The organism is uncultured Gardnerella sp., assembly GCF_947280595.1.
Lineage (GTDB): Bacteria > Actinomycetota > Actinomycetes > Actinomycetales > Bifidobacteriaceae > Bifidobacterium > Bifidobacterium vaginale_A.
Genome location: NZ_CAMYOS010000002.1, coordinates 70,305 through 97,284 on the forward strand (window position 1 = coordinate 70,305; position 26,980 = coordinate 97,284).

The 26,980-nt window shown below is 39.9% G+C and carries 20 protein-coding genes, 1 tRNA gene and 1 pseudogene; 3 read left to right on the top strand and 19 right to left on the bottom strand.

Annotation, left to right across the window (positions count from 1 at the left end):
* Positions 1 to 121: 121 nt before the first annotated feature.
* From Q0X59_RS01210 to atpB, 9 genes are all read right to left on the bottom strand, one after another.
* Complete coding sequence (locus tag Q0X59_RS01210; protein ID WP_297642603.1) at positions 122 to 2,206, bottom strand: leucine-rich repeat domain-containing protein; 2,085 nt, start codon at positions 2,204 to 2,206, stop codon at positions 122 to 124.
* Positions 2,207 to 2,544: 338 nt separating this feature from the next.
* Positions 2,545 to 2,859 (bottom strand): F0F1 ATP synthase subunit epsilon, encoded by a 315-nt coding sequence (locus tag Q0X59_RS01215; RefSeq protein WP_075523887.1) that lies wholly within the window; start codon positions 2,857 to 2,859, stop codon positions 2,545 to 2,547.
* A 2-nt stretch (positions 2,860 to 2,861) separates the two neighbouring features.
* Positions 2,862 to 4,349 (bottom strand): F0F1 ATP synthase subunit beta, encoded by a 1,488-nt coding sequence (gene atpD / locus Q0X59_RS01220; protein ID WP_297642606.1) that lies wholly within the window; start codon positions 4,347 to 4,349, stop codon positions 2,862 to 2,864.
* 5 nt (positions 4,350 to 4,354) lie between these two features.
* Complete coding sequence (locus Q0X59_RS01225) at positions 4,355 to 5,359, bottom strand: F0F1 ATP synthase subunit gamma (protein WP_297642608.1); 1,005 nt, start codon at positions 5,357 to 5,359, stop codon at positions 4,355 to 4,357.
* A gap of 3 nt (positions 5,360 to 5,362) precedes the next feature.
* Positions 5,363 to 7,036: a F0F1 ATP synthase subunit alpha gene (gene atpA, locus Q0X59_RS01230; RefSeq protein WP_075523890.1), complete on the bottom strand. Its 1,674-nt coding sequence runs from the start codon at positions 7,034 to 7,036 to the stop codon at positions 5,363 to 5,365.
* Between the two features lie 97 nt (positions 7,037 to 7,133).
* Positions 7,134 to 7,715 carry a F0F1 ATP synthase subunit delta gene (locus tag Q0X59_RS01235; RefSeq protein WP_075523891.1) on the bottom strand — a complete coding sequence of 194 codons (582 nt, stop codon included), beginning with the start codon at positions 7,713 to 7,715 and terminating at the stop codon, positions 7,134 to 7,136.
* A 13-nt stretch (positions 7,716 to 7,728) separates the two neighbouring features.
* Positions 7,729 to 8,268 (bottom strand): F0F1 ATP synthase subunit B, encoded by a 540-nt coding sequence (locus tag Q0X59_RS01240; RefSeq protein ID WP_075523892.1) that lies wholly within the window; start codon positions 8,266 to 8,268, stop codon positions 7,729 to 7,731.
* Between the two features lie 60 nt (positions 8,269 to 8,328).
* A complete protein-coding gene (locus tag Q0X59_RS01245) occupies positions 8,329 to 8,568 on the bottom strand; it encodes an ATP synthase F0 subunit C (RefSeq protein ID WP_075523893.1) in 240 nt (79 codons plus the stop codon).
* 106 nt (positions 8,569 to 8,674) lie between these two features.
* On the bottom strand, positions 8,675 to 9,484 hold the full coding sequence (atpB, locus tag Q0X59_RS01250) for a F0F1 ATP synthase subunit A (protein WP_296157024.1): 810 nt from the start codon (positions 9,482 to 9,484) through the stop codon (positions 8,675 to 8,677).
* Between the two features lie 550 nt (positions 9,485 to 10,034).
* Here atpB and Q0X59_RS01255 point away from each other — a divergent pair.
* Both Q0X59_RS01255 and Q0X59_RS01260 read left to right on the top strand, forming a co-directional pair.
* A tRNA-Met gene (locus Q0X59_RS01255) sits at positions 10,035 to 10,108 on the top strand.
* 143 nt (positions 10,109 to 10,251) lie between these two features.
* A complete protein-coding gene (locus Q0X59_RS01260; protein WP_297642612.1) occupies positions 10,252 to 12,345 on the top strand; it encodes a TaqI-like C-terminal specificity domain-containing protein in 2,094 nt (697 codons plus the stop codon).
* Between the two features lie 230 nt (positions 12,346 to 12,575).
* Here the strand turns inward: Q0X59_RS01260 and Q0X59_RS01265 are convergent, their stop codons facing one another.
* The 4 genes from Q0X59_RS01265 to Q0X59_RS01280 all read right to left on the bottom strand — a co-directional run bounded on the left by Q0X59_RS01265 (position 12,576) and on the right by Q0X59_RS01280 (position 17,468).
* Entirely contained in the window at positions 12,576 to 13,163 is a 588-nt protein-coding gene (locus Q0X59_RS01265) for a hypothetical protein (RefSeq protein ID WP_155642921.1), read from the bottom strand.
* 268 nt (positions 13,164 to 13,431) lie between these two features.
* The gene (locus tag Q0X59_RS01270) at positions 13,432 to 14,463 is read right to left on the bottom strand and encodes a tetratricopeptide repeat protein (protein WP_297642614.1); all 1,032 of its coding nucleotides are present in this window, start codon (positions 14,461 to 14,463) and stop codon (positions 13,432 to 13,434) included.
* 179 nt (positions 14,464 to 14,642) lie between these two features.
* Positions 14,643 to 15,656 carry a hypothetical protein gene (locus tag Q0X59_RS01275; protein WP_297642697.1) on the bottom strand — a complete coding sequence of 338 codons (1,014 nt, stop codon included), beginning with the start codon at positions 15,654 to 15,656 and terminating at the stop codon, positions 14,643 to 14,645.
* Positions 15,657 to 15,707: 51 nt separating this feature from the next.
* Positions 15,708 to 17,468 (bottom strand): hypothetical protein, encoded by a 1,761-nt coding sequence (locus tag Q0X59_RS01280; protein ID WP_297642617.1) that lies wholly within the window; start codon positions 17,466 to 17,468, stop codon positions 15,708 to 15,710.
* Positions 17,469 to 17,648: 180 nt separating this feature from the next.
* Between Q0X59_RS01280 and Q0X59_RS01285 the strand changes: the two genes are divergently transcribed.
* Positions 17,649 to 18,629 carry an FKBP-type peptidyl-prolyl cis-trans isomerase gene (locus Q0X59_RS01285; RefSeq protein WP_075523897.1) on the top strand — a complete coding sequence of 327 codons (981 nt, stop codon included), beginning with the start codon at positions 17,649 to 17,651 and terminating at the stop codon, positions 18,627 to 18,629.
* A 154-nt stretch (positions 18,630 to 18,783) separates the two neighbouring features.
* On the opposite strand, the gene Q0X59_RS01290 is transcribed toward Q0X59_RS01285, so the two are convergent.
* From Q0X59_RS01290 to clpB, 6 genes and pseudogenes are all read right to left on the bottom strand, one after another.
* Entirely contained in the window at positions 18,784 to 19,746 is a 963-nt protein-coding gene (locus Q0X59_RS01290) for an ABC transporter permease subunit (protein ID WP_297642619.1), read from the bottom strand.
* Positions 19,743 to 20,735, bottom strand: a complete 993-nt coding sequence (locus Q0X59_RS01295; protein ID WP_297642621.1) for an ATP-binding cassette domain-containing protein — start codon at positions 20,733 to 20,735, stop codon at positions 19,743 to 19,745. Before Q0X59_RS01295 ends, Q0X59_RS01290 begins: the two co-directional genes overlap by 4 nt.
* A gap of 137 nt (positions 20,736 to 20,872) precedes the next feature.
* Positions 20,873 to 21,679: a TrmH family RNA methyltransferase gene (locus Q0X59_RS01300; protein ID WP_297642623.1), complete on the bottom strand. Its 807-nt coding sequence runs from the start codon at positions 21,677 to 21,679 to the stop codon at positions 20,873 to 20,875.
* A 79-nt stretch (positions 21,680 to 21,758) separates the two neighbouring features.
* A complete protein-coding gene (locus Q0X59_RS01305) occupies positions 21,759 to 22,607 on the bottom strand; it encodes a hypothetical protein (RefSeq protein WP_297642626.1) in 849 nt (282 codons plus the stop codon).
* Positions 22,608 to 22,641: 34 nt separating this feature from the next.
* The gene (gene rmuC, locus Q0X59_RS01310) at positions 22,642 to 23,982 is read right to left on the bottom strand and encodes a DNA recombination protein RmuC (RefSeq protein WP_103043369.1); all 1,341 of its coding nucleotides are present in this window, start codon (positions 23,980 to 23,982) and stop codon (positions 22,642 to 22,644) included.
* A 411-nt stretch (positions 23,983 to 24,393) separates the two neighbouring features.
* Positions 24,394 to 26,946 (bottom strand): annotated as a pseudogene (gene clpB, locus Q0X59_RS01315) (ATP-dependent chaperone ClpB); the annotation flags it as partial.
* Positions 26,947 to 26,980 lie beyond the last annotated feature (34 nt).

The following is a 26,980-nucleotide window of genomic DNA, read 5'->3' on the forward strand; positions in this document are numbered from 1 at the left end:
ACAAACAATAAAAGGGCTTTCAAACGCGAACACAATGTGTAAAACAATGCGAGCACGTTCAAAAGCCCTTAAACTAGTTGCTAAACTACAGCAAGTTGCTAAACTATAGCAACCATACTAACTAGCAAACCTTACGCAACAAGCCACCAGCAGTAAGCAAGCCACCAGCAGTAGCGAACATTAACATAACAAACAATGTTAGAACAACATTAACACCAGTAATCGGCAAAGAATGCTTCCTATCCTTCTTGGTAGTAGTATCCTTCTTAACATTATTCTTAACTGTAATATTCGTCCAAGCAAGCTGATTACCCTCTTGATCAACAAGAACAACAGTATGCTTACCAGAGTAACCATCAGGGAACTTAGCATCGAACGATATAACACCGTTCGCACCAGCCTTAACAGTCACATAATCACTACCATCAGCGCCGTGCAAAAGCTTAGGAGTAGAGTATATAAACGCATAAGCGCGCACAGAACCCTTCTGCTTCAACTCATTATTGAAACTCTCATTGTCAACATGAACAACAACCCTATTAGTCACGCCAGCGTTAGCAACATTATTATTCCCAACAACAATCTTATTCTTAACTTCATTCTTAAGATCATTCACACTCTTAGGAGCAGCAGGGACTTTAGGTGCAGACTGCTCAACATTCGAAACATTAACACTATCGCTACGTGGAGTAGGAACATCACCGCTACCGCCACGCGTGTTAGGAAGCTTAGGGATGCACACATGATGACACTTCTCATAACTAATATCCAAACCACTCTTCTTCAACTCTGCTATATTAGCATCGTTTTGCGCACTACTATTAACTGACAAATGAGTAAGATTAGATAAGTCTTTTAACGGAGCATAATTTTCAATACTATTGCAACAACCTATAGACACCCATGAAAGAGTCTTAAGATTACTTAATGGAGCTATATTCTTTAAACTACATGCAGTTAGGTAAATAAAGTTCAGAACGCTTAAATTCTTAATAGGTGAAAGATCTGAAAGATTGTCAGAGCTTAGGGTCAAAGTTCGTAATTTAGTAAGATCTTTCAAAGGCGTAAGATCCGAAAAATCACCGCGCGCACCCAACCTTGTTAAGTTCGTGAGAGCATGCAAAGGCGTAAGATTCGAAAAATCACCAGATATATCCAACTCTGTTAAGTTCGTAAGATTCTTCAAAGGCTCAAGACTAGACACGTAAGACTCAGATAAAAACAATCTCTTTAATTTAGTAAACTTACTCACGAAAGAAAAATCTTTGATATTTTCAGCACGACCTAGCTCTAAAAAGCTTAAGTTCGTAAAACTAGAAATTACACTAGAATCACTACCAGTATATTCACTAATATGCAATTCGTCTAAATTCTTTTCACTTAAAGGTGAAAGATCTGAGAACTTACTTCCCCATACCTCTACATTCTTTAATTTAGTAAGATCCTTCAAAGGCTCAAGACTAGTAACACTCTTAGTTACACCGATATTTAAATCTTCAAGATCTTTAAAATTAGTCAACTTCGAAATATCAGAGATCTTACACCGACCATTTCCATCTTGTAAGTATAACTCTTGTAATTTAGTAAGACTCTTAATAGGATCAAGACTAGTAACGCTCTTAGTTGGAATACGTAATTTAGTTAATTTCGTAAGATCCTTCAAAGGAGAAAGATCAGATACTGAAGTTGTAGTACCAAGATAAATATCTATAGTCAACTCTTGTAATTTAGTAAGACTCTTAAGCGAATCAAGACTAGTAATACCACTTATTGTACTACCAGAGATATTAAGCTTAGTCAATTTAGTAAGTTTCCCAATCGACTTTAAGCTGTCGTCAGAGAAGGCGCCACCATCAAATTTAAGACTTTCAAGATTTATGAAATTCTCAATACCTGAAAAATCTGTACTAGTATTACTTTTATACGTTGTAAGATCTAAACTTTTCACTTGTTTAGCTTGACCATAAGTAACTTCAGTAGCAATGGAATTTTTGATAATTCCACTGCTTTTTAGTGAGTTAAGCACAGCGTACTTAAAATCTTGATTTTTAAACACAATGTTATCGTTATCATCATGCACACTATTCTCAGTATTACCACCGCCACTCGTGCTAGCAAAAGCAACTGGAGGAAGCGATGCAAAAGCAAAACCGCTAAGCAAAGTCACGGCAGCAACAAAAGCACCTATCGCTTTCTTATTTAGCATAATTTATCCTTTCTTCTCTCGCGCAAAAGCGCAAATACTATAAGACGAAACAAACTAGTAAAACAATGAAATTAAAACCAGAATGAATCAACACTTAGTAAAAAGAGTACCCCCCCCGTAGCCAAAATTAACAATATTCAACGTAAAAAATAGGATTACTTCCCCAAAATCTAGCCATTACGCCCACACCAAAAATAACATTCCAACTATAGAGAAACCGGCAAAATAACCCAAAATAAACCAACAAAGACAACAACAAAGACAACAACAAAATAAAAAACAGGAGCTTGGAATAGTCCAAACTCCTGTTTTCGTACCGGCTTTCGCTTTGAAAAAGCCTAAATCACATTAGCATTCGGAAGCACATTACCATCTTTATCAACATTGCAACTATGCTCCACTGCAATCGTAATATGATCAGAGTCAACGGAGAAGAAGCCGTCAGTCACATTAAAAACATGACGTTCGCCTTTTAAATCGTCAACTTTCACTAAACCGTGATCAATTAACGCAAGCACAGCCTCATGTCCAGGAAGTATACCCATCGAGCCATTCACAGAAGGAATAACCACAAACTTAGCTTCACCTTCCCACACAGGATGCCTAGCTGCCACTACACTAACGCGCAGCGTTTTTACTTGCTTATCTACCATAATCACGCACCAAACTCTTGCTGCATATCGTGCCAACGATGCTCAAGATCATCAATGCCACCAATACCGGAGAATGCCTGCTCAGGAATCTCATCATAAACGCCATCGCAAATGCGAGTGAACGCTTCAATGGTTTCATCAGCTGGCACGTAAGAACCTGGGCGACCAGTGAACTTTTCAGCAACATAGAAGTTCTGACCAAGGAACTGCTCAATTTTACGAGCACGGCTCACAGTAGTCTTATCTTCCTCACCAAGCTCATCAATACCAATCAAAGCGATGATATCTTGCAGCTCCTTATTACGTTGCAAAATAGCTTTCACACGATTAGCGCAATCATAATGAGCTTGACCAACATAACGAGGATCAAGAATTCTAGAAGTAGAAGCCAAAGGATCTACAGCAGGGTAAATACCTTTAGCTGCAATATCACGCGAAAGCTCTGTAGTTGCATCCAAGTGAGTGAAGGTTGTTGCAGGTGCAGGATCAGTGTAATCGTCTGCAGGCACGTAAATAGCCTGAAGTGAAGTAATAGAATGACCGCGAGTAGAAGTAATACGCTCTTGCAACGCACCCATTTCATCAGCCAAGTTTGGCTGATAACCCACTGCGGAAGGCATACGACCAAGCAACGTAGAAACCTCTGAACCAGCCTGAGTAAAGCGGAAGATGTTATCAATAAACAGTAACACATCCTGATTCTGAACATCGCGGAAATACTCAGCCATAGTCAAAGCTGTTAAAGGCACGCGAAGACGAGTCCCAGGAGGCTCATCCATCTGACCGAAGACAAGTGCAGTTTTCTCCAAAACTCCAGCTTCAGCCATTTCGCCGATTAAATCGTTACCTTCACGAGTACGTTCACCAACGCCAGCAAACACGGAAACACCACCGTGATTCTGTGCAACGCGCTGAATCATTTCCTGAATCAACACAGTTTTACCAACGCCAGCACCGCCGAACAAACCAATTTTTCCGCCTTGCACATACGGCGTAAGCAAATCGATAACCTTAATACCTGTTTCAAACATTTGAGTCTTAGACTCAAGTTGATCGAAAGCAGGTGGGTTACGGTGAATTGGCCAACGCTCAGTCACTTCAATGTTCTCACCTGGCTTAGCATTCAAAATGTTGCCAGTTACATCGAACACATGGCCTTTAGTTACATCGCCAACAGGCACTGAAATAGGGCCGCCTGTATCTCTTACTAAAGCACCACGAACCAAACCATCCGTAGGTTTCAAAGCCACTGCGCGCACAGTAGAATCACCAAGATGCTGTTCAACTTCCAAAGTAATCTCGTGAACAGTATCTCCCTCAGTGTTACCAACAGTCGCAATATCAACTTTGAGAGCATTATAAATATCCGGCAGATAGCCGACAGGAAACTCAACATCAATAACAGAACCTTGTACACGCGTTACGTGACCGGCTGTTGGGTCGACTTCCTTTTTAGCCTCTGGAGGTGCTGTGGTCTGATTTTCAGCCATTGCTCCTAATCCTCCTCATTATTCAGCGCATCCGCGCTGCCGATAATCTCGGTAAGTTCCTGCGTAATAGAAGCCTGACGAGAAGCATTAAGTTTCCTCGTCAAATCTTCAACCAAATTACGTGCGTTATCTGTAGCCGTATGCATAGCATTCTGGCGACTTGCAGTTTCTGAAGCAGCAGAAGTCAAAAGACACTCATGAATACGAGATTGAATATATTTTGGCAAAACAGCGTCCAAAACTTCGTCTGGGCTAGGCTCAAAGCAATATTCAACTGCATCATGATTACTACGACTTACTGCTTCTACACGAGCGTTCACTGCACCAGTAGAAGAAAGTGATGCTGATGGACCTGAAGCTGCCTCATAATCAGGACGGTGCATAGAAAATTCTTCGCCATCCTTTAATGGAACTAATTCCACAGGCAGCATGCGCAAAGTACGCACCTTTTGTCTGACCATATTGATGAACTCAGTGAAAACAATATATAGTTCAGAAACTCCACCATCATTTTCTGGCTTCATATAAGCATCCATTAAAGTATCAGAAATTTTTTCTGCAATAGTCACATCAGGATGATCCGTAGAACCTTCCCAAGTGCCTGCAACATCTCTATTACGATACTTGTAATATGTTGCTCCACGGCGTCCGTAAACGTATAGATCAGCATGCTTACCTTCAGAATCTAATTTTGCAAGCAATGCTTCCGTCTCTCGAATAATTGAAGACGTAAAAGCACCAGCCATACCACGATCTGAAGTTAGCGCAAGCACAGCAACACGATTACCGCCACCTGTTTTACCAAAAATAGGATGCTTAACATTTTCCTCATGATGAGCCACCAGCGCCTGCACGGCATCGAAAATCGCATCACTATATGGCTTTGCGTTCAAAGCAATATCGCGAGATTTAGCAATATGTGATGACGCAATCATTTCCTGAGCTTTGAATATTTTACCCAAAGACTGTGTGGAAATAATCCTCGATTTCAATGCAAGTTGGGAAGACATATACTACTTCTCCCCAGACTCGTTAGAATCAGATTTACGCTTTTCAGACTTCTTAGCTATAAGCTGCTCTTTTTCAACAGGAGCAGGATTTTCAGCTGGCGGCAAAGAATCCTTCACGATCAAAGGCTTACCAGCAGAAGTCTTAAATGTTCTGCGGAAATCGTCAATAGCAGCATCAAGCTTAGACTCAGTTTCCTTAGTAAAATCTTCAGTATCGTGAATTACTTGCAAAATATCAGTTCCTTTATCAAGGTAATCTAATAATTCGCTTTCAAAACGCAAAACATCTTTTACAGGAATATCATCAAGCTTGCCATGCGTACCTGCCCATACAGAAACAACCTCTTGCTCCATAGAGCGAGGAGAGAACTGCTTCTGCTTAAGTAACTCAGTCAAACGAGCACCACGAGTAAGCTGAGCCTTGGAAGCTGCATCCAAATCTGAAGCAAACATTGCAAAGGATTCCAAAGACTTATAGCGAGCCAAGGAGATCTTCAGCATGCCAGAAACTTTCTTCAAAGCCTTTGCTTGAGCAGCACCACCAACACGGGAAACGGAAATACCGACATCAACTGCAGGACGCTGACCAGCATTAAACAAATCAGACTGCAAGAAGATTTGACCATCAGTAATAGAAATCACGTTGGTTGGAATGTATGCGGAAACATCGTTTGCCTTTGTTTCAATAATCGGCAAACCTGTCATAGAACCGCCACCCAAATCATCGGATAGCTTAGCGCAACGTTCAAGTAAACGAGAGTGAAGATAGAAAACATCACCTGGATAAGCTTCACGCCCAGGTGGACGGCGCAAAAGCAAGGAAATTGAACGGTATGCTTCTGCTTGCTTCGACAAATCATCGAATACAATCAAAACATGTTTGCCGTTATACATCCAATGCTGACCAATAGCCGAACCAGTGTAAGGCGCAATATACTTAAAACCTGCAGAATCAGAAGCTGGGCTAGCAACGATCGTTGTATACTTCATAGCTCCTGCTTCTTCAAGGCTCTGACGTACAGCAGCAATAGTTGAACCCTTTTGTCCAATTGCCACATAGATGCAACGAACTTGTTTCTTCGGATCTCCAGTTTCCCAATTTGCACGCTGATTGATAATAGTATCAATAGCAATTGCAGTCTTACCTGTCTGGCGATCACCAATAATAAGCTGACGCTGACCGCGTCCTATTGGCGTCATAGCATCAATTGCCTTCAAACCTGTTGACAATGGTTCATCAACAGGGTGACGGTGAATCACATCTGGTGCTTGAGCTTCAAGAATACGACGCTCTTTGCACTCAATCGCACCCAATCCATCAATAGGAGCACCCAAAGGATCCACAGTACGACCAAGGTAAGCATCACCCACTGGTACGGATAACACCTCACCTGTGCGATATACTTCCTGCCCTTCTTCAATGCCCGTAAAATCGCCTAGTATAACTACGCCAATTTCATGAGCATCAAGATTGAACGCAAGACCGAGAGTATCGTTCTCGAACGTAAGCAACTCATTCGCCATGCAGCCGGACAATCCAGCTACGTGAGCAATGCCATCGCCAGCCGTAACAACATATCCAACTTCTTGAGTTGGCATATCTGTTGGCTTATACGAGTCAACGAACCCATCTAGAGCCTTGCGGATCAGGGCGGGATCAATAGATAGTTCCGCCATAATTCTCCTTATGTACATTATGTACTTGCGTGAAGCTATTCGCTCCAAGCTTTGGCTTTCAGCAAATTGTGAATATCACACAAATTTGCCACAAGCATTATTTAATTGCCTGAGTCCATGCACCATTGCGCGCTGAACGCTGTAATTGTTTCAGCTGCATCAACATGGTACGATCAGTTACTTTATCTCCGATGCAAATGCGCATACCACCAAGCACATTAGGATCTACAATTGGGTTAATGTAAGCACGGTGACCCAATTTCTTACTGTAAATCTCAATCAATCGCTTGATTTGTTTCTCGCTAAGAGGCTGTGCTGTGGTTACTGTCACTAATGTTTCTCCAGCTTCACGCTCGAAACCAGACCATGCACCACCAAAGCTACCTTTCTTACCGGTATCTTCTCCGCCATGCCATGTACCAACTAAGTAATGCATGATGCGTAACACAACTGGATGCGCTTTATCTCCTATAAGATCGTCAATAAGACGAGATTTATCTTCAGAAGATCTATTCGGATCAGTAATTGCATCAGAAAGCTCAGGATACTGATTAAGAGTGTCTACTAACAAAGACAACTCGTCGGCAATACGCTGTGCCTCGTCGTGCGCGTCCGTAATGGCTTGCACAAGCGAAGTACGAGATAAGCTCTCACTCACTCGCGATGCTTTTGCCTGCATCCTTTACCTCCCACTATTCATGATCTGAATTTTCTGTATTCTCAACTTCATCAATGACGTGGTCGAGAACTTGTGCGCTCACTTTTTCATCATCCAACTTCGATGCAAGAATCTTGCCTGCCAAGGCAGCGGCCAATACTGAAACCTCTCCTTGAAGACTAGACATAGCATGCTTATGCTGAGCTTCAATAGAACGCTGCGCTTCACTAATAATCTTCGCAGCATCATGTTCAGCACGCTGGCGAGCTTCATCAATAATCTTTGAAGCTTCTGAACGAGCTTGCTCTCGTGTTTTAGCAGCATCGGCTTGAGCCTGAGCTACTTGAGATTCAATATTTTCTTTAAGCTCATCTGCTTCACGCTGTGTTTCAGCAGCTTTAGCCATTCCGCCTTCAATTTTTTCTGCACGTTCATCGAAAATTGCTTGGAACTTTGGCATAACAAACTTGTAGAAGAATACTGCAAGAATCACCAAAATGATGAGCGACCACACGAGATCGTAAGCTTCAGGCAAGAACAATGCCAATTTACTATCTCCGGCTGCAAAAGCCATGGCTTGTCCTTTCTTTTTTATTACCTATGACGTTTTCACGTCTACACATAAAGTCTTTACTCAGGCGTTCATACCCATGATGTATGAAACGAATCCGAGCAAGCCCAAAACCTCAATGAAGGCCAAGCCTACGAACATGAACAACTGCACACGATTGCCAACCGCTGGCTGACGAGCTGTGGATTCCATAGCCTTAGATACTACAAAAGACATACCTAATGCTGGAGCGATAGTTGCAATAGCAAATCCAAGAATGCTGAGGTTACCAGTCAAACCTGCGAGAGCAACGATAGTATTCATTTTTATTCCTTTCTTTATAAACTGCTTACAGTAGTTAAACTGTTATCAGTTCAAAATTTATGCAATTTAACTTGATACAAGTTATGCGATTCATATTTTGTATAACTTAGGCAGCAGCAGCCGCGTTCTTTTCTTCCTCTTCCGGATAACTTTCCGAAACATAAACCGATGCAAGAACAGTGAAAATAAACGCCTGCAATCCTGCAACCAAAATCTCAAACACCGTAAATAATATTCCGCCAAGAAGCCACAATACTCCTCCTAATGCGAGAAGTTTATTGCTTGAATCTACAACATAAAAATTAGTAAAAACTAAGCAAGTAGCAACTAGCAAATGCCCTGCAACCATATTTGCAAACAGACGTATTGTAAGAGAAAGTGGTCTGACGATTATAAGTTCTATAAGTTGCAATGGCGAAAGAATGAAGTAAATAGGCCAAGGCACTCCAGCTGGGAATAACGCTTCACGGAAGAAGCGCAAAAATCCTTTTTCTCGTATACCAACATAAAGATATTGACATACAACCCACAATGCAAAAACCAATGGAGCAGCAATTGACGCAGTTGCAGCAATATTAAAACCTGGAATAACAGCGCACAAATTAAAGCAGAATATTGTTAAAAATAGCGTAGACATCATAGGAACATAACGCTTGCCACGCTCTTCGCCAATCATCTCATAAACAATGTTGTATCGCACAAAATCCATAAGAGTTTCAACTAGACTCTGCCAACGAGATGGAACTAACCTTGCTCGCGCGGCACTGATACCAAATACAAGCATGATTATGATCATCATCAATAATCGCACTAAAATAATGCGATTCATTGCAAATGGAGTTCCTTGGAACAAAATTTCTGGAGGCAAAAAATCCTTAATATTAGGCAACTCTGGCTGACCTGACGCTATTACCATAGCATTGGTAAAGCCTCCAACGACTCCGCTCACTGACGCCTCCTGCTAGTTTGACGCACCTTATAAAAACAAGCTGCACTTTTTGCAAATCCGTCTTTGCCAGGCGGCATGCATAAACCGAAAATACGGCTTCTGAATTCCGATTCTACTCGTGCTTTGTACATAACTTATACTCCCTGTAGTTTATCACATTTTAGACTTATGGTTTTTATTTATTTTCCGATAAAATACAAGAAAATATATAAATTTTTATAAGGATACGGTTAATTCACGTAAAAATTACCACTATATTTTTGAAAATTATTCATGCACATATGTTCACTTCTATGCCACAAACCGTACCCCTCCACGGTAAATATTTGACTCTTAAGTAAGCTGCACGCGCTAACTGCAGACTTTAAAATTGGAAAAACACTTAATTTTATTAAGCATATGTTTATTAAAATATAAGACTATGTATAATTTGGTATGTTTTTGCAAAGAAACACGCCAAAAACTTGACAAATCTTAATTTGCACCTATTGTAGATAGAGCTGTTAAAAATAGCCGACGCGGGGTGGAGCAGCTCGGTAGCTCGCTGGGCTCATAACCCAGAGGTCCATGGTTCAAATCCATGCCCCGCTACTAAAAGCCAAGAATTAAGCAATTTTCTCACGATTTGCTAATGTTCTTGGCTTTTTTACTTTACTTAAATATTCCTCATTATCTCTTTACTGCAAATCTTCCATTACGCTAAAATCAAATCGAGAAGGAAAGGAATTAAGTTAATGAGGGGATTAAATACGTTTAATTCTGAGCAAAATTTAACTTTAGATTTATTGGAAGCAGAAAAAACATTGGACGTTAATGAAACTGCAAAAAAATTATCTGTTTCTACTGCAACTATAAGAAATTGGGTAAAACTAGGAAGAATTAAGAAAATAAATACATCAGGCAAAAAATTATTATTCGAAGAACACGAAGTAGAAAAACTTTTATCAGATATAATCACAGGGAAATCTGATAAATTAACCAAACGCAGAAATAAGAAGGCTATTAAAGGACTGAACCTTTACGCTGATTACATTGAAGATGACGGAAAAAATATCTTAATCGGCTCAGAACTAGTAAAGAAAGATTCTGCTTTATATACCGCCATACATACCGATCTGCATACCGATACATATCCAGATCAAGATCCAAATCAAGATCAATATCCCGAAAAAAATATAAGAATTCTTATAGCAACCTTAGCTTTGAAACTTTATTTACAGTCAGCAAAACTTCCATATATTTCATTGCAAGTCTTCATAGCACAAAATAAAAATGACTGCATATCTAAGCTATTGCGAGAATTATTGCACAACATCGACATCTCGCAATTAGGAACGTATCAGAACGTACCAACACCAACTTTCATACCATATCAAGATTTCCTGGGCTTTATATACATTTCAGTTAGCAGCATTTCATATAGAAAATCTACTGGCTCTTATTTCACACCAATAAATATCGTAAATAAATTACTTGATTCAGTAAAAGCATCTACACAGTTCAATAATGGAAATATTATTGATTTATGCTGCGGAACCGGAAACTTTCTTCTTGCATCACTCAAAAGAGGTGCGTCAATAGAGCGTTTATACGGTAACGATATAGACGAAATCTCAGTTTCTATTGCGAAATTAAACCTTTGTATAAACGGAATAAACAATATAAATACACTAAATGAACATATTAGAAAAGTTGATTCTCTATTAAATAGAGATACGAGAAAATATGATCTCGTAATTGGCAATCCGCCTTGGGGATATGTTTATTCCGAAACTGAAATTAATAAACTTCTAAATAGTTACAAAACAGCATCAAAGAAAGGCTCTGAATCTTATGACTTATTCATGGAGTTATCTTTAAATATTATCAATCAAAATGGGCTAATAGCATATGTTTTGCCAGAAGCCATCTTAAATGTAAAAGCACATCAAAAAATAAGATGTTTCATAAAAAATACATCTTCTATAAAATTTGTTAGCTATATTGGCAATCCTTTTACAGGAGTAGCCTGCCCTTGCATACTTATTGTCTTAAAAAAGGATGGCGAAGGAAGTACTATAGGCTGCAATATTGAAACGAACAATTTAAGATTCACAATAAATAAGAACCGTGATCTATCAGAAGAATATTGGAATTTTGACCTTTCTGACGAAGATGTTGATTGCTTAGAAAAACTTACTAACGTAAAAAACGGATTTACACTGAAAAATCAAGCTGACTTTGCATTAGGCATTGTTACTGGAGCAAATAAAAAATATATTTCTAATACAAAAAACCCACAAAATGAGATGATACTTAAAGGAAGCAATCTACATAAATATTATTTTGACAATAGCGATAGCTACATCCATTTCGTTCCGAACACATTTCAACAAGTAGCTCCCATTGAAATGTATCGCGCAAAAGAAAAGCTAATTTATCGCTTTATATGCGAAGCTCCAGTTTTTTCTTACGATGCAAATCAAACATTATCTCTAAATAGTGCCAACATACTAATTCCTCACGTTACAGGGATTAGCATGAAGTATATTTTAGCAATACTAAATTCTAGAACAATAACTTATTGGTGTCGTAAAAAATATAATTCAGTAAAATTACTCAGATCACATATTGAAGAAATACCATTCCCAACACCTTCAAGCGAGGAACAAAATACAATTGTGAAGCTTGTAGATAATTTACTAAGCTTAGAAAATCATTGCACATTAGATAAAACAACTCTTTACAATGAGATCGAAGAGCATGTTATGAGATTATATAATCTTAATAACTCAGAAAAGGAGATAATAAACAGCTTTTCTAGTCAATTCGATTCTTTTCTAAAGTAGTAAATTTCTTTTCTAAAGTAGTAGATATTTTGACTCAAATTGCAACAACTAACAGAATTATCACTGTGACTAAAGTTACACAGTTTCGAGTAAGGTTCCGTACTTGAGTAAAGCTCAGAACTAAACTAAATTGACGGACTTGAGTAAAGCTCAGGATTTTAATAAAGTGCCTAATTCTACTAAACTGCCGGATTTAAATTACATAGCAGATCAACTAAACTGCCAAAATGCTATTCTTCTATTTTTGAAAACAGATCATATAATTCTTCATACGTAAGAACTCGTTTTAGATGATTCTCCATATGGTAATGTAGAGTCCCTTGATTCAAATGGAACTGCCCTTCTCCTTCATTACCACGATGTTGCTTATTGGAATATCCAGGGCACTTTAAAACCTCATCTTTTGTCATTGAAAATATCCGAATGCAATCTGCAAAGAATAGACCATAATAAAGAACCTGAAATTCTTTAGTTTTTACTTGTTGAATATTGCAATCAAAAGCAAATCCCTTTTCTACATCACTACTTTTCATTGAGCGATTAGCAAGGTTTGCTTTTTTACATTGGCTAATTACATTTGTATCTAGAATTTTATCGTCATTTTCTTTCATAACGGTTGAGAACTTTACTTCAACTCGTCCTTCTGTTTGAGAATATTTATCAAATGCAGAATCATGGGATTCAGACATGTTATAAAGATACTTAATCATTATTTCTGCTACTGTACCGAACCTGCGAGTTCTAAGAGCAAAAATACCATCTCTAAATTCCTTCAATTCTTCCGACTTATCCACTTGACTTTCCAATTTATCTTCCACTTTATCTTCCACCTTACTTTACACTTTCTCGGATTTCTACTTTACGATTTGTAGATGTTAGAGTTCGATTTTTACTTTACGATTTTAGATTTTAGATTTTAGATTACGATTTTTACTTTACGATTTTAGATTCAAAATCTTTTCCAATATATTGAAAACTACAATCGAATTCATATTTATTTTTTATTTACTAATATTTTGTTCTACATATCGCGCTAATAGTCAAAATTATTTCTAAAAACAAATTAAACACTTAAAAGCGCATATATCAATAAAGCAAAATAGACAAACGACGGCGAGCACGTTTCAAACGCTCATCATCCGCTGGAAGCATTGCAAAATACTCAAGCATTCTAGAGCGAACAGTATCAAAATCATTGCGATGCGTAGCAACTAGAAAATCAAGCAATCTGTCAAAAGCATCTTCAATATGGCCATCAATCATATCTACATCCGCTACAGCAAGCTGAGTATTAACATCATCAGGATTATCACCAGCAGATTTACGAACTTCAGCAACATTTGTATTCACGTTGCGCGCAAGCAATAAGGCTTTAGCATGCTCACGAGCAGCAAGAACATCATGAGGATCAGCTTCCATAACCTTAGCATATTCGCGAGCAGAACCCTCATAATCACCTTGTGCTGCAAGCTCATGCGCTTTTTCATGAGCAGGAGGAACTTTTTCAATAGAACTAAACTCAGACTTACTTTCACTTTCATTACTATCATCTAAAGTAGAATCATCTGAACTCTCTATAAAGGGAGCAGTTCCAGCAACTCCAGATTGTTCTGCAACCTGAACGAGTTTTGGCAAAATTACTGTGCAAATTTGTTGCATTTCCTCATCGCTTGGTAAACCATTCACAATTGGCATTGGTCTTCCGCCAACCAAACCATATATTGAAGGAAGCTCACGAGCGCGCAATGCCTGAACAATATTAGGACTTTCATCCGCGTCAATACGAGCTAATTGCATACGACCATCAAGAGAATTTACTGCATCAGCTAATTTTTGAGCTACTTCATAACAGCTTTCATCGCTATGCTGCCAAAGAAGAAGAACAATAGGGAAGCTAACAGAAGTTTGAACCATCGATTGGAACGATTGCTCATTTACATCAATAACGTATCCGCCAGCTTTTGGAGCAGATCCAGCATTATTTACAGAAGAAGATTCCGCTGCCCTAGCAGCTTGCTTAGCTTGAGCTTCAACGCGGCGCTTAACTGACTCTAAGTCTACTGCTCCAGCAAGGGAAAATACTCCAGGATTCATGTTCTGCGATTGTTCATTCGCCATATTATTTGCCTCATTTTCAATTCACAGTACTTATATCACAGTACTTATATCACACACTCACGCATAAAAGCGAGATAAAGTGAGATAAAATCTGGATAAGCGCTATAAAATCTCAATAATCTCAATAGACCTCAATAAAAATTCAATAAACCTAAATAACCTCAACAAACCTCAACAATCTAAAGTGCTTCTACTTTAATCGGCTGACGTTCAGCACCAACAGGAGTAATTTTCATATTTGATCCAGCGTGAGGAATAACCAAAGCAATAACATTAACGTATGTAACGCGCATCGTTGATTTTGCAGGAGAATCTCCAAAAAGCGCTTTTTCTTCATCTGAAGCAGGTCGCGATTCTCTTCCCTCTCCAGCTTTGCGAATCCACACAGAATCAATTCTTGCAACCACTAGATCATTGCCGTCAGTAGAACGCATAACGCTAATATCACCTAAAGCAGGCGAAAAAGTTTGCTCCTGAGTACCTTTATTACGCTCCATACCTTCCTGAACTGTTTTCGAAAGCTCGTTTAACTTTTGACGTAAATAATCATTTGAAAAACGGTTAGCAAACTTACTTTTATCTCCATGTTGCAAAACATCTGCATAAGCTACAACAGCATCTCGAGGTGTCATAACTAATCCAGAATCATTATCTTTACCCATTGAAGATCCTATAGAAGGCACTGCAAACTTAGGTAGATGCACTCCTGGGAACAATCGCGAAACAGCCCATAATTTGTAATTTGCGCGAGCGCGATCCTGACGAAAAACTAGAAGACGCTTAGACTGCTGATCTTTAGTCGTTGTTGTAATAGTCATAATATCTCGCGGCCAAGCAGGATTTACAGGAATGATTGTTTGAGCAACTTCACGAGGAATAGTTGTTTTAGGATCTAATTTTCCTGTTTTACTAGCAACAGTAAGCTCACTGGTTCGCACAGCCAACTCAGGACCACTCAAATATGAATCTAAACCTTCTACTTTTTTCTCATCATTTGCACGCTCTAGAGCACGCAAAATTCCAAGACGTATGTCTTTCTCTTTAATCATCGTAACGTCAGGCTGCTCTTTTAAGACTTGACTTTCAACAGGCTTAGGAACTTGACCGTCACAAGCAGAAAGACTTAAAGTAACGCCAAAAACTAAAGAAGAAGTAATAATAGAAATAAAAGTTCTAATAATTGATTTACGCATAATATTTTTATCTATCTGCTTATTCTTGTGTTTATTATTATGCATATTCAACTACTCCCCATCATTTTCTGATGAATTGCGGTTTTTGAAGTTATTTTTACGAATCTTACGATATCTATCGTTGACTTGAGCCTTCTCTTGACGTGAACGCTTACGACCGTGCTCATTCTTATTTCCAATATTTCCGCCATTGCCGCGCAATCCGCTCAGCTGACGTTTTCTTCCGCGCGAACGCGAACTGCGAGATTTACCAGAATCATAATCGCTTATATCTTCACTAGTAGCATCACTAATTTCAGAATCAAAGTCACCATTGATCTGAGAATTGTGAGCATCTGAAGAATCCGAAATGTCACTAGAAACATCGCTATCATACGCATCTGACTCATACTCACCTAAATCACTAGCCTCCCGCACATTAGCATCTTCGCGATTTTCGCCATCAGAATCATTGATAACGCTACTACTACTTGACATAACACTTAAATCAGCATTCTCAACTAATTTGCGAACAGCTTTCTTACTTGAATCTCCATATGATTCCTGTGCTAAGCGAGCAAAATAAGATTGCAATTCATCTCTACTTATTACTGCTGTTTCATCTGTAAAATCAGAAGATTTAATATTTGCATAGCTTTCTTTTGACTTGCTTGTTGAAGACGAATTATCATCTCGAATAACTACTGAATACTTCTGTTCATTATTCTGATTTGAAATATTCTCTTTATTCTTCTTACGAGCATGAACACCATGACGAGCATGAGATGAAGAAGACTTACGCTTATGATGCGAGCCAAATAATTCCGCGAACGTTCCAGCAAACGCTTCAATAATACTCACTTCTACACGTTTATTATTAGATTCTGCTTCCAAAAGCATAGAACGACTTGCAATCAACCGCTTATTACGACGATAATGAGGCGACATAGCAAACACTGTTGCAGAAAGAGCCGCCATAATCAGCAACAACGCTCCTACGAAATAAAGAGGAGTGGCAAAATCTGGAATGGTATGCCTACGCCAACGCATTTCAACATATGCATTCTTCGCATTATCACCTAAATCAATAAGAAAAACTCGCCTAGCTAATTGCGAGCGCAACGCTGTAGACTGAGAGGAACTACTGCCGGCATCATTTTTAGTTCCTTCTGAAATATTCAATCCATTCTCATCACGCTTACCAGATTCCGTATGCATATAAGCATCAGGGTGAGTTTGCACAAAATCAGAAAGATTAACAGATAATCGAGCCAACCCCAATTGACAAGTGCTTGAAGCCCATAAATCTGATTTATTAAAAGGCACACTTTGATTTGAATTAGTGTCAGAATTTACACCAGAATTAGAAGAACCGCCAGAATTAGAAGAACCGTTCAAAGAATTTTTATTCTCAGCAGAATCTTCTTTATCCAAAACAGGATCCTTTTTACCTTCTGCTTCTTGAGATACAGACGAAAGTCTATTCCAATCTTTCAAACCGGTAATTCTCGCAACAGGATATCCAGAAACCCATCCGTGCGCATCTTTAGCTAACGCAAGCGCAATACAAACTGGTTTCCTAGAACCTTCTACAGCAACGTCAATACGAACATGATTATCTACCATATTCATAACGCCAGGATCAGTTATAATATAACGCTTATCAATTATATGATCGTAAGCATTTATGATTGAATCAGGCTTCCAAATAGTTGAATTAAGCACTCCTAAAGCAATACTTATTATGGCAAGTATTACGAAAAGAGGAGTCACAATCCCACGCATAATTTTAGCGCGCATTGTTGTTCTTTGCATAGATCTCTTTTCTTTCATAAATAATCCCATAATCGCATATCGCTTCTATTAAATTGCATATCACTTCTATTCTACTAGCTTTTCTTATTAAGTGCATTTCTAGTTTTTTATATATCAAATCAACATAAATCAACATAAATCAACATAAATCAACATAAAACCAGAATAAAATCAACATCACGCGGTAGTCTGAACCTTATGAAAAAAACTAGTTTTATAAAAAAATCTTTTCTAGTACGCGCAACGGCAATTTTAAGCGCTATTATTATGTGCGCTGGATTAGCATCATGTGGCGATGAAGAAGGAAGTCAGTCTGACCCTAAAGCAGACGCAGCTGGAATGCACGTAATGTCCGGAGTGAGTGCAGAAGGCGAATTAGGCAAGATGCCTAAAGTAACATTTAATACTCCTTTTAATGTTGAGAAAAATTCATATGCAATTTTGCAACAAGGAAACGGCGCAAAGATTGAAGAAGGCGACCGAGTTTGCACTCAAGGAACAATTTATTCAGCAAAAGACGGCAAAGAATTGATGAGCACTTGGAAGAAAAAAGATTCTCAAGATTGCTCATTGGTAGTAAATAAAAACCAAACAAATCCTCAATATTATGCTCTTCTAAAGGGAAGAAAATTAAATAGCACAATCGCATTCGGCGTTAAAAGCGAGGGCAAAAATCCTTCTTATCTTATAGTTCTTACACTCGTATCTAAGAGTAAACTATTAACTAAGGCTTCAGGGAAAAAAGTCACTGATATACCTAGCAATTTACCAAAAGTAACTCTTGATAAATCTGGAGCTCCATCATTAGATAAAAATAACTACGTTCCAGATGGCAAGCTTGTTTCTCAAACTTTGATTGAAGGAACTGGAAAAACAGTGACTGATAAAAGCACTGTCACTGCTCATTACAGCGGTTGGACTACAGACAAAGACGGAAAGCTAGTTCAGTTTGATTCATCTTGGAAACGAGGGGCACCTGCAGATTTCTCTTTAAATGGTCAAGTGATTTCTGGATGGACAAAAGGCTTAGCAGGAAAGAAAGTCGGGTCGCAAGTGCTTCTTATCGTTCCTCCAGATGAAGGCTATGGAAAAGAAGATAAAAAGGATGCGAACGGAAAAGTAACAATTCCTGCAAACTCCACTCTTTACTTCGTTGTGGATATTCTTTACGCTTCCTGATTTTGTGACTTTAGATATTAAAGTAAATAAGTAAATAATTAAAAAAGTAAATAATTAAATAAAAAATAAATTGAGGTACCTTAAAAGTTTTTGGTCTATAGATCAAAGTTTTTAAGATACCTCAATTTTTAACAATTAACAAACAATTAACGATTTAAATATCGCGATGCTTTTCAATAACGTAGCCAATTGCGTACATGATTACAGCCCAAGCAAGAACCACTAAACCGGACTGCCACCATGTGAAAACATATGCGTTTGGTGGAAGCTGTACTCTTGTTCCTAAGAATTGATTCACAGCATTGGCTGGTAAAATCTGAATAAGTATTGAAGCCCACTTCGCGAAATTGCTTGTGAGCATAACGACGCTAACAACAGAAGGCAAAATCATCACGGCTCCAATAACGCACATAATTCCGCCAGCAGTTGACTTGCAAATCATGCCGAAACCGTACGCCATTGCTGCCACAAAAACCATGATTGCAGGAGAGCCGAGGAATAGCGTGATAGGCAATTCCCACGCGTTGCTTCCAGATAATCCAGAGACATTATCTCCTATAAAAGCTAATTCTGCAGCAGCCAAAGAAACTGTCATTGCAATAAGTTGCACTACAAAAACGTAGATTGCAACAGCAATAAACTTAGCAGTAAAGAACATACCCCTTTTAGGTACAGCAGTAAGAGAAGCCTGAATTGAAGTCGTAGAATGTTCCGCAGTTACAGCAAGCACTGCAAAAATTGCCAAAACAATCAAAGATACAGAAGCAAAGCTAATAACTAAGCGGAAAATGCTTTCTTGCGATGTAATAAGGCTGCTTTTATCGCTCGGCCCAACAGTAACTACAGCGCTTGATCTGCTTTGACTTGTTCCATTTCTACCAGCGTCAACATTAGACAGTGATTTTTGCACAAGCGCGATAATAAAGCTAAAAATTACTGGCAAAGCAACTGTTAATGCCATGCACCACCACGTAGATGCAAGACCACGCAACTTAACAATCTCAGATTTAAGCGTGTGCATAAATGTAAGATGCAAGTGCTGAGCGTTCATGCTACGGCCAGTTCTGTAAGAATTGTTCGTTTGATATTCAACAGCTTGTCCAATTTGCTCACTCATTTTGCGCTCCTTCCATTTACATATTGCATTCCAGATGAATATGTTGCATTTGGTAATGCTCTAGTCACATACTGTTCTTGACCGTGCGTAAGAGCTAAATATGCTTCCTCAAGCGATGCATGCTCTTGATTTAGCTGATATACCAAAATTTGATTATCTGCAATTTCGCGCGCAATCTGACTTAGCTCGCATCCTGTTATTCTAAAAAGTTCGCCTTCTTGAACGTCTTGAGGCGTGCGATTATCTTGCAAAATCCTACATTCTGGATGATTTTGTGTGAGTACTTGCACTAGTTTTTCACCTTCTGGAGTCACAAGTCGCACAGCGTGCTGCGAATGTGCATCAACAAAATCTTGAACTGTTGTACGCTCCAAAATTTCGCCATGCGCAATAATCACAAGGTTATCTGCAGTAAGCGCGACTTCGCTCATTAAGTGTGAGCTAAGAAGTATTGCGCGACCTTGACTTGCGTAATACTTGCATAATTCACGAACCCACTTAACGCCTTCCGGATCTAATCCGTTAATTGGCTCATCCAAAATGAGATTGTGCGGATCTGCTAAAAGCGCTGCAGCAATCGAAAGACGCTGACTCATGCCTAACGAGAAAGATCCTGCTTTGCGGGTTTTTACGCTAGTTAAACCAGTAATATCAATCACTTCATCGACGCGCTTTTTTGATATTCCGTGAGTTAAAGCCAGTGAATACAGGTGATTGTAAGCAGTGCGACCCCTATGAGCAGACTTTGCGTCAAGAACTGCTCCGACTTCTGTCATCGGGGACGTGAGTTTTGTATAAGGTATGCCATCAATAAGAGAAGTTCCACTATTGGCATGAATAAGATTTAAAGCACAACGCATCGTTGTAGATTTACCAGCGCCATTAGGACCTAAAAAGCCTGTAACTTTGCCATCTTCAGCTACGAAAGAAATGTCGTTAAGCGCTGTTTTTGATCCAAAACGCTTTGTAATATGTTGAAATTCTAACATAAATTAACAATACCACAAATAAAAAAAAATACACATTTTATGCAAGCGTTTACAAGTACAGTCTATTGCATTTTGTAATGCGATTGTTTATTTGCGATTGTTTATTTGCAATTGTTTATTTATATTCGCTTGTTGTATCAGCAATTTATTGCTGCATGCTGTGCAATCCACGCATGCATGGAAACTGCTGCAGCAGCGCCTGCATTTAGCGAGCGCACAGAACCGAATTGCGAAATATAAACAACGTCATCTGCCATCTCTAGCGCTTTTTTAGAAAGACCTGGACCTTCAGCGCCAAAAAGCATAAGGCAACGTTTAGGGAACTTGTAAGTTTCCATAGCAACAGCACCCGGAATAATATCGAGCGCTATAACACGCGCATCTTTAGCGTCTTGTTCCTTCAACCTTGCGATTTCTTCGGCTTCTTTATTGCCATCTGCTTGTGCAAGAAGCAAAAGTTGATGCGCTTCTTCTGCTTCTTTAAGAATATTTTCTCGCCAATTATTTACTAGAGTTTCAATCGTTGGGCAACACTCAACATACTGATATAACTCTGTCATTAACGAGCCTTTACGATTCCATTTATGAGGACCTACTATATACACTTTTCGCGCGCTAAAAGCGTTTGCAGTGCGAACCATAGAACCAATATTGAAATCGTGAGTCCAATTTTCTACTGCTACTTCAAACTCGTTTCGACCTTTAGCGTCTAAGTCTGATTTAATTGCTTCCACTTTCCAGTATCGATAGCAATCTAAAACGTTACGCTGGTCACCTTCGTTTAATAATTCAGTGCTAAATCGCGCATCATAATTTGGCGATTCTGGATTATCTGGACGAGGCTCATCTGGATGCTCTTGAACCCATGGACCAACACCTATAGGACGGAAAACTGGCTCATCTGAAGCTTTTGCAGCCAAAGTAATTGGGTTTGGTTCGTGCATGTAAAATTTCTGCTCCGTACTTACAACTAAAAACTAGTGGATTAGCGATTGTAATTCAATGTTTAACAATGCTTAACAACTACTCTTGGCAACCGTCTGTTGCACAATCTCCTGTACAACCTGCTTTGCAATGGCCACCACAGCAATTATCTTTGCAACAAGGCTCAGTGCAACCATCATGCTCACAATCACCAGTGCACTTAACCTCACAATGGCCACCACAGCAATTATCTTTACAACAAGGCTCAGTGCAACCATCATGCTCGCAATCACCAGTGCACTTAACCTCACAATGGCCACCACAGCAATTATCGTTGCAGCAATCTTCATGAGCTGCATGTTCACGTAGTTCTTCTTCATCGAAAGCTTGAACAAATGCCATTTTAGTATTCTCCTCACTTATTGGATTTAGTAATTGAAGATGTCTATTGCCTTGATTATCCGCATCTACACCACCAATCAATGCAACTATAGCAAGAATTTGAGCACCTTGCTGCTTAACAATGCTAAAATCAAGACTTAATTCATTTCCGTGCCTTAAAGTCACAAGAGACGAAGTTTGAACATACGATTTTTCAGAAAGCCAAGAGTCAAGTAAAAGTACTCGTTTGCCTTTAATCGATGGACCTTTTGTTGAAGGGAAAACGAAATCCATAACAAATCCGTCTAGTTCAATTCCCTTACGTTCAGCCGCATGAATAAGAGCGAAAACCATTGGGACAGCAGCAGCTGTCAATGCGCCAACAGAGTCAACATCTTTGTCTAGCGAATATCCAGCACGCTCAATCGCATCAAAAAGAACATCTCCAACAAGCTTAGAGGCATGCTGAGCAAATGTAACAGAAAACAGCTCACTAAAAGGCTTTGCGCTCATATCTGCGCAAAGCATGCGTTTAAGTTCAGAACGTTCTTCCTGCAATTCCAACATCGTCACACTCCTTAGCTTTTTACTTAATAATATCTTAACGATCTTCTACCGATACTTCCGGTGCACTCAGCTCTTTAACATCAGCTTTATCTGAATCTATAAGATCTATTGAAGAAATCACTTTACTTTGATCTAATTTCTGAAGTTTACGAGCAGTTACTAACACTCTCGATTCCAGAGAAGAAGCAAATTTGTTATACGCTGCAACTGTTCTTGATAAAGATGTGCCAAGCTTTGAAGCATTTTCTCCAAGAACAGCAAAACGATCATATAACTCTCGAGATAAGTCAAATAACTCTTTCGCATCGTCTGTAAGACTCTGCTGCTGCCAAGCGTAAGCAACAGACTTAAGCACAGCCCACAAAGTAACAGGGGAAGTCAATGCTACTTTTTGAGCAAAAGCATCATCCATAAGAGTTGGATCTGCTTCAAGAGCAGCCTGAAGTAAAGCCTCATTAGGTATGAATGCAACTACAAAATCAGGTGCTGTTTCAAAAGCCTGCCAATATGCTTTAGCTCCTAATACCCTAACGTGCTCTCTCAAAGCCTTTGCATGTGCTTTCAATAACTCATTTCTACGAGCTAATTCTTCATCACTTGCGCTATCTGGAATTTCACATGCGCGCTGATACTCCGCATAAGGAACTTTTGCATCAACTGGAATTGTTTTTCCACCAGGCAAATACACAACCATATCTGGTCGCTGTGGTTCGCCATTCGCACCAGCAACAGCAACTTGCGTATCGAAATCAACATGCTCAAGCAAGCCTGCAGACTCAACAATATTCTTAAGCTGAGCTTCTCCCCAAGCACCACGCACTTTATTATTCCTCAAAGCAGCAGAAAGAGAACTTGTTTCACGGTCCAGTCTTATTTGCTGGTCACTCAAGCCCTTAAGCTGAGTGTTCAGCGCACCCATTTCTTGTTTGCGTCCTTCCTCAATTTGAGTAACTTTATTTTTTAACGCTTCAAGATTTTCTTTTACAGGAGCCAACGCCTCTAAAACTTTGCCTTGTTCTTTCAAAGTCTTTTCTCGATTTAATCTTTCGCGTTCTTCTCGCTCTGCTCGCAATTGATCTTCACGATTAACGCGCACTTGTTCTGCTTGCTGAGCTTTAACAAGTTCAGACTCAACAAATTTCAATCTCTCTGCAAGCTGCTCTGCTTGAGTGCGATATTGTATAGCCTGATTGCCATTTTCTTGAGCTTGAGCACGCGCTTGATCCAGTTGCGCACGCAACTGATTAAATTCATTCTGGTTTATACCGCCTGAGTTTTGCGTTCCAGAGCCGTGCTTAACAATAGCAAGCACAATAACAGCAGTTATTGCAACAACAACTACCATTAAAATAAACATCACAATTATATCGAACATACGTTCTATTATGCACCTTGAGGTTGACTTCTAAACTTACCTCAACACGCTCCAACAACCACACGTAATCTACGTCATAAAGAAATAACGGATTTATTTAACAAGGTATTTCAACAACTTTATGGAAAATTACTTCTATTTACTGTTAGCGTTCAGCAAAACTCGAAAAATTAAGGGGGAAATCCACCTTTTTATTTCAAGTTATTTTTTAGTTCATTCTAAAAATATTTTTGAAAATAACCCAATATCTTTGTGTTTCAATTATTTTAGATATAAAAATAGCGTGCTGAATACTGGAAAATAATCCAATAAACAGCACGCTTTGTTCGATTTGACTACATTATTTGACTACATTAAATAATGCAGGCACTACGCAATTTTGAGAGCCACATGGTCGTCACTATCTACACAATCCGCAACTACGCGTGCACCATCATGCACTTTTCCAGAAAGCAGCAATCGAGCAAGCTGATCACCAATTTCCATTTGAACCAATCTACGCAACGGACGAGCACCGTAAACTGGATCATAGCCATGCTCTGCAAGCCAAGCGCGAGCAGAATCGCTCACATCCAAGCTAATGCGGCGGTCGCTCAAGCGTGCAGCCACTTGACGAACTTGAATATCCACAATTCCACCAAGCTCTTCGCGGCTCAACGGATGGAACATAACAAGCTCATCCAAACGGTTAATGAACTCTGGCTTAAACTCAGCGTGAACAGCGTTCATAACAGCCTTACGCTTAGCTGCTTCATCCAAGCCTTCTTGCACAAGGAATTGCGAACCCAAGTTTGATGTCATAATCAAAATCGTATTCGTAAAATCAACCGTTCTACCCTGACCGTCAGTCAAACGACCATCATCCAAAACCTGCAACAAAACGTCGAATACTTCCGGATGTGCCTTCTCAACTTCGTCAAAAAGCACTACAGAATACGGACGTCTACGCACAGCTTCAGTAAGCTGGCCGCCTTCCTCATAGCCAATGTAACCAGGAGCAGCACCGATAAGTCGCGAAACAGAAGACTTCTCCATATACTCGCTCATATCAATGCGAACCATTGCACGCTCGTCATCAAACAAGAAGTCAGCAAGAGCTTTCGCAAGCTCCGTCTTACCAACGCCAGTAGGACCCAAGAACAAGAACGAACCAGTCGGACGATTTGGATCTGCAATTCCAGCACGACTTCTGCGCACAGCATCCGATATAGCCTGAATTGCTTCACTTTGGCCAACCACACGCTTAGAAAGCTCCTTTTCCATGTTGAGCAGCTTCTCATTTTCGCCTTGCATCAAGCGACCAACAGGAATGCCAGTCCATTCGCTAACAACTCCAGCAATAGAATCAGAATCAACCTGATCTGGAACCATCGGCTCTTTCGCTTCACTCTTAGCATTAGCAGCCTCAGACTCCGCTTCTTCCAAAGCTTTTTGAATGCTTGGAATTTCGCCATACAAAATACGGCTTGCTTGCTCCAAATTGCCTTCACGCGTGAATTTGTCGGCTTCTACGCGCTTAGCGTCGAGTTGCGCTCGCAAATCACCAACCTTGTTATGGCCAGCCTTTTCCGCATCCCAACGCGCTTTCAATCCAGTAAGCTTTTCGCGCGAGTTTGCTAATTCTTCCTGCAACTTTTCTAAGCGTTCGCGTGCAGCAGCATCTTCCGCCTTCTTTAATTGCATTTCTTCCATTTCAAGACGCGTGACCTTGCGCTGTAATTCGTCGATTTCTTCTGGCTGAGAATCAAGCTCCATACGCAAGTGAGCTGCCGCTTCATCCACCAAATCAATCGCCTTATCTGGAAGCTGTCTGCCAGTAATATAGCGGTTTGAAAGCGTTGCTGCAGCTACGATTGCATCGTCACTAATCGTCACCTTGTGGTGCGCTTCGTAACGTTGCTTAAGTCCACGCAAAATCGTCACCGTATCTTCAACAGACGGCTCGCCAACAAACACTTGCTGGAATCTGCGTTCAAGCGCCGAATCCTTTTCAATATGCTCGCGATACTCGTTAAGAGTAGTTGCTCCAACCAAGCGCAGCTCACCACGCGCAAGCATTGGCTTAAGCATATTTCCAGCATCCATTGAACCTTCTGCAGATCCTGCTCCAACAACAGTGTGAATTTCGTCAATAAACGTAATAATTTGACCGTCTGATTGCTGGATTTCCTTCAATACTGCCTTTAAACGTTCCTCAAACTCGCCACGATACTTCGAACCTGCAACCATCGAAGCTAAGTCAAGGCTTATAAGACGCTTGTTTTGCAAAGTCGTAGGCACATCTCCTGCAACAATTCGCTGAGCCAATCCTTCCACAACTGCAGTTTTGCCAACGCCCGGCTCGCCAATTAGCACAGGATTATTCTTCGTACGGCGAGAAAGAATCTGAATCACACGGCGAATCTCCTGGTCTCGTCCAATTACTGGGTCGAGCTTTCCTTCGCGAGCGCGCGCAGTCATATCAACCGAATACTTTTCAAGCGCTTTGTAGTTTCCTTCAGCATCCGTACTAGTGACTTTCGCACCACCACGCACAGTTGGCACAGCCTTTCGCAACGCATCTGCAGAAACGTTATACTTTTTGAAAATATCAGCAACAGCGTTTGGCGCACTCGCAACAATTCCAATAAGCATATGCTCAGTGGAAACGTATTCATCTGCCATTGCGTGCATTTCTTTTTCAGCCTGGCTTAGCGCAGCCAAAAGCTGGCGACTTGCATCTGGCTTAGTTGTAGTTGAGCCAGTAGATGAAGGCAATGCAACTAATGCGTTACGAATTTCAGCACCAATTTGTTGCGCATCCGCACCCGTTTGAGCAATAAGCGCGCGCACAACGCCTTGCTCTTGGCGAAGTAATGCATCTGCCAAATGCAAAGTGTCAACTTGCACATTGCCAGCTGCAGCCGCGCTTTGTACAGCATCGCTTAATGCATCTTGCGCTAAGGTTGTAAACTTTTGTTCCATATTTACCCCCCATTTACACCGCTATTCTGCGGAT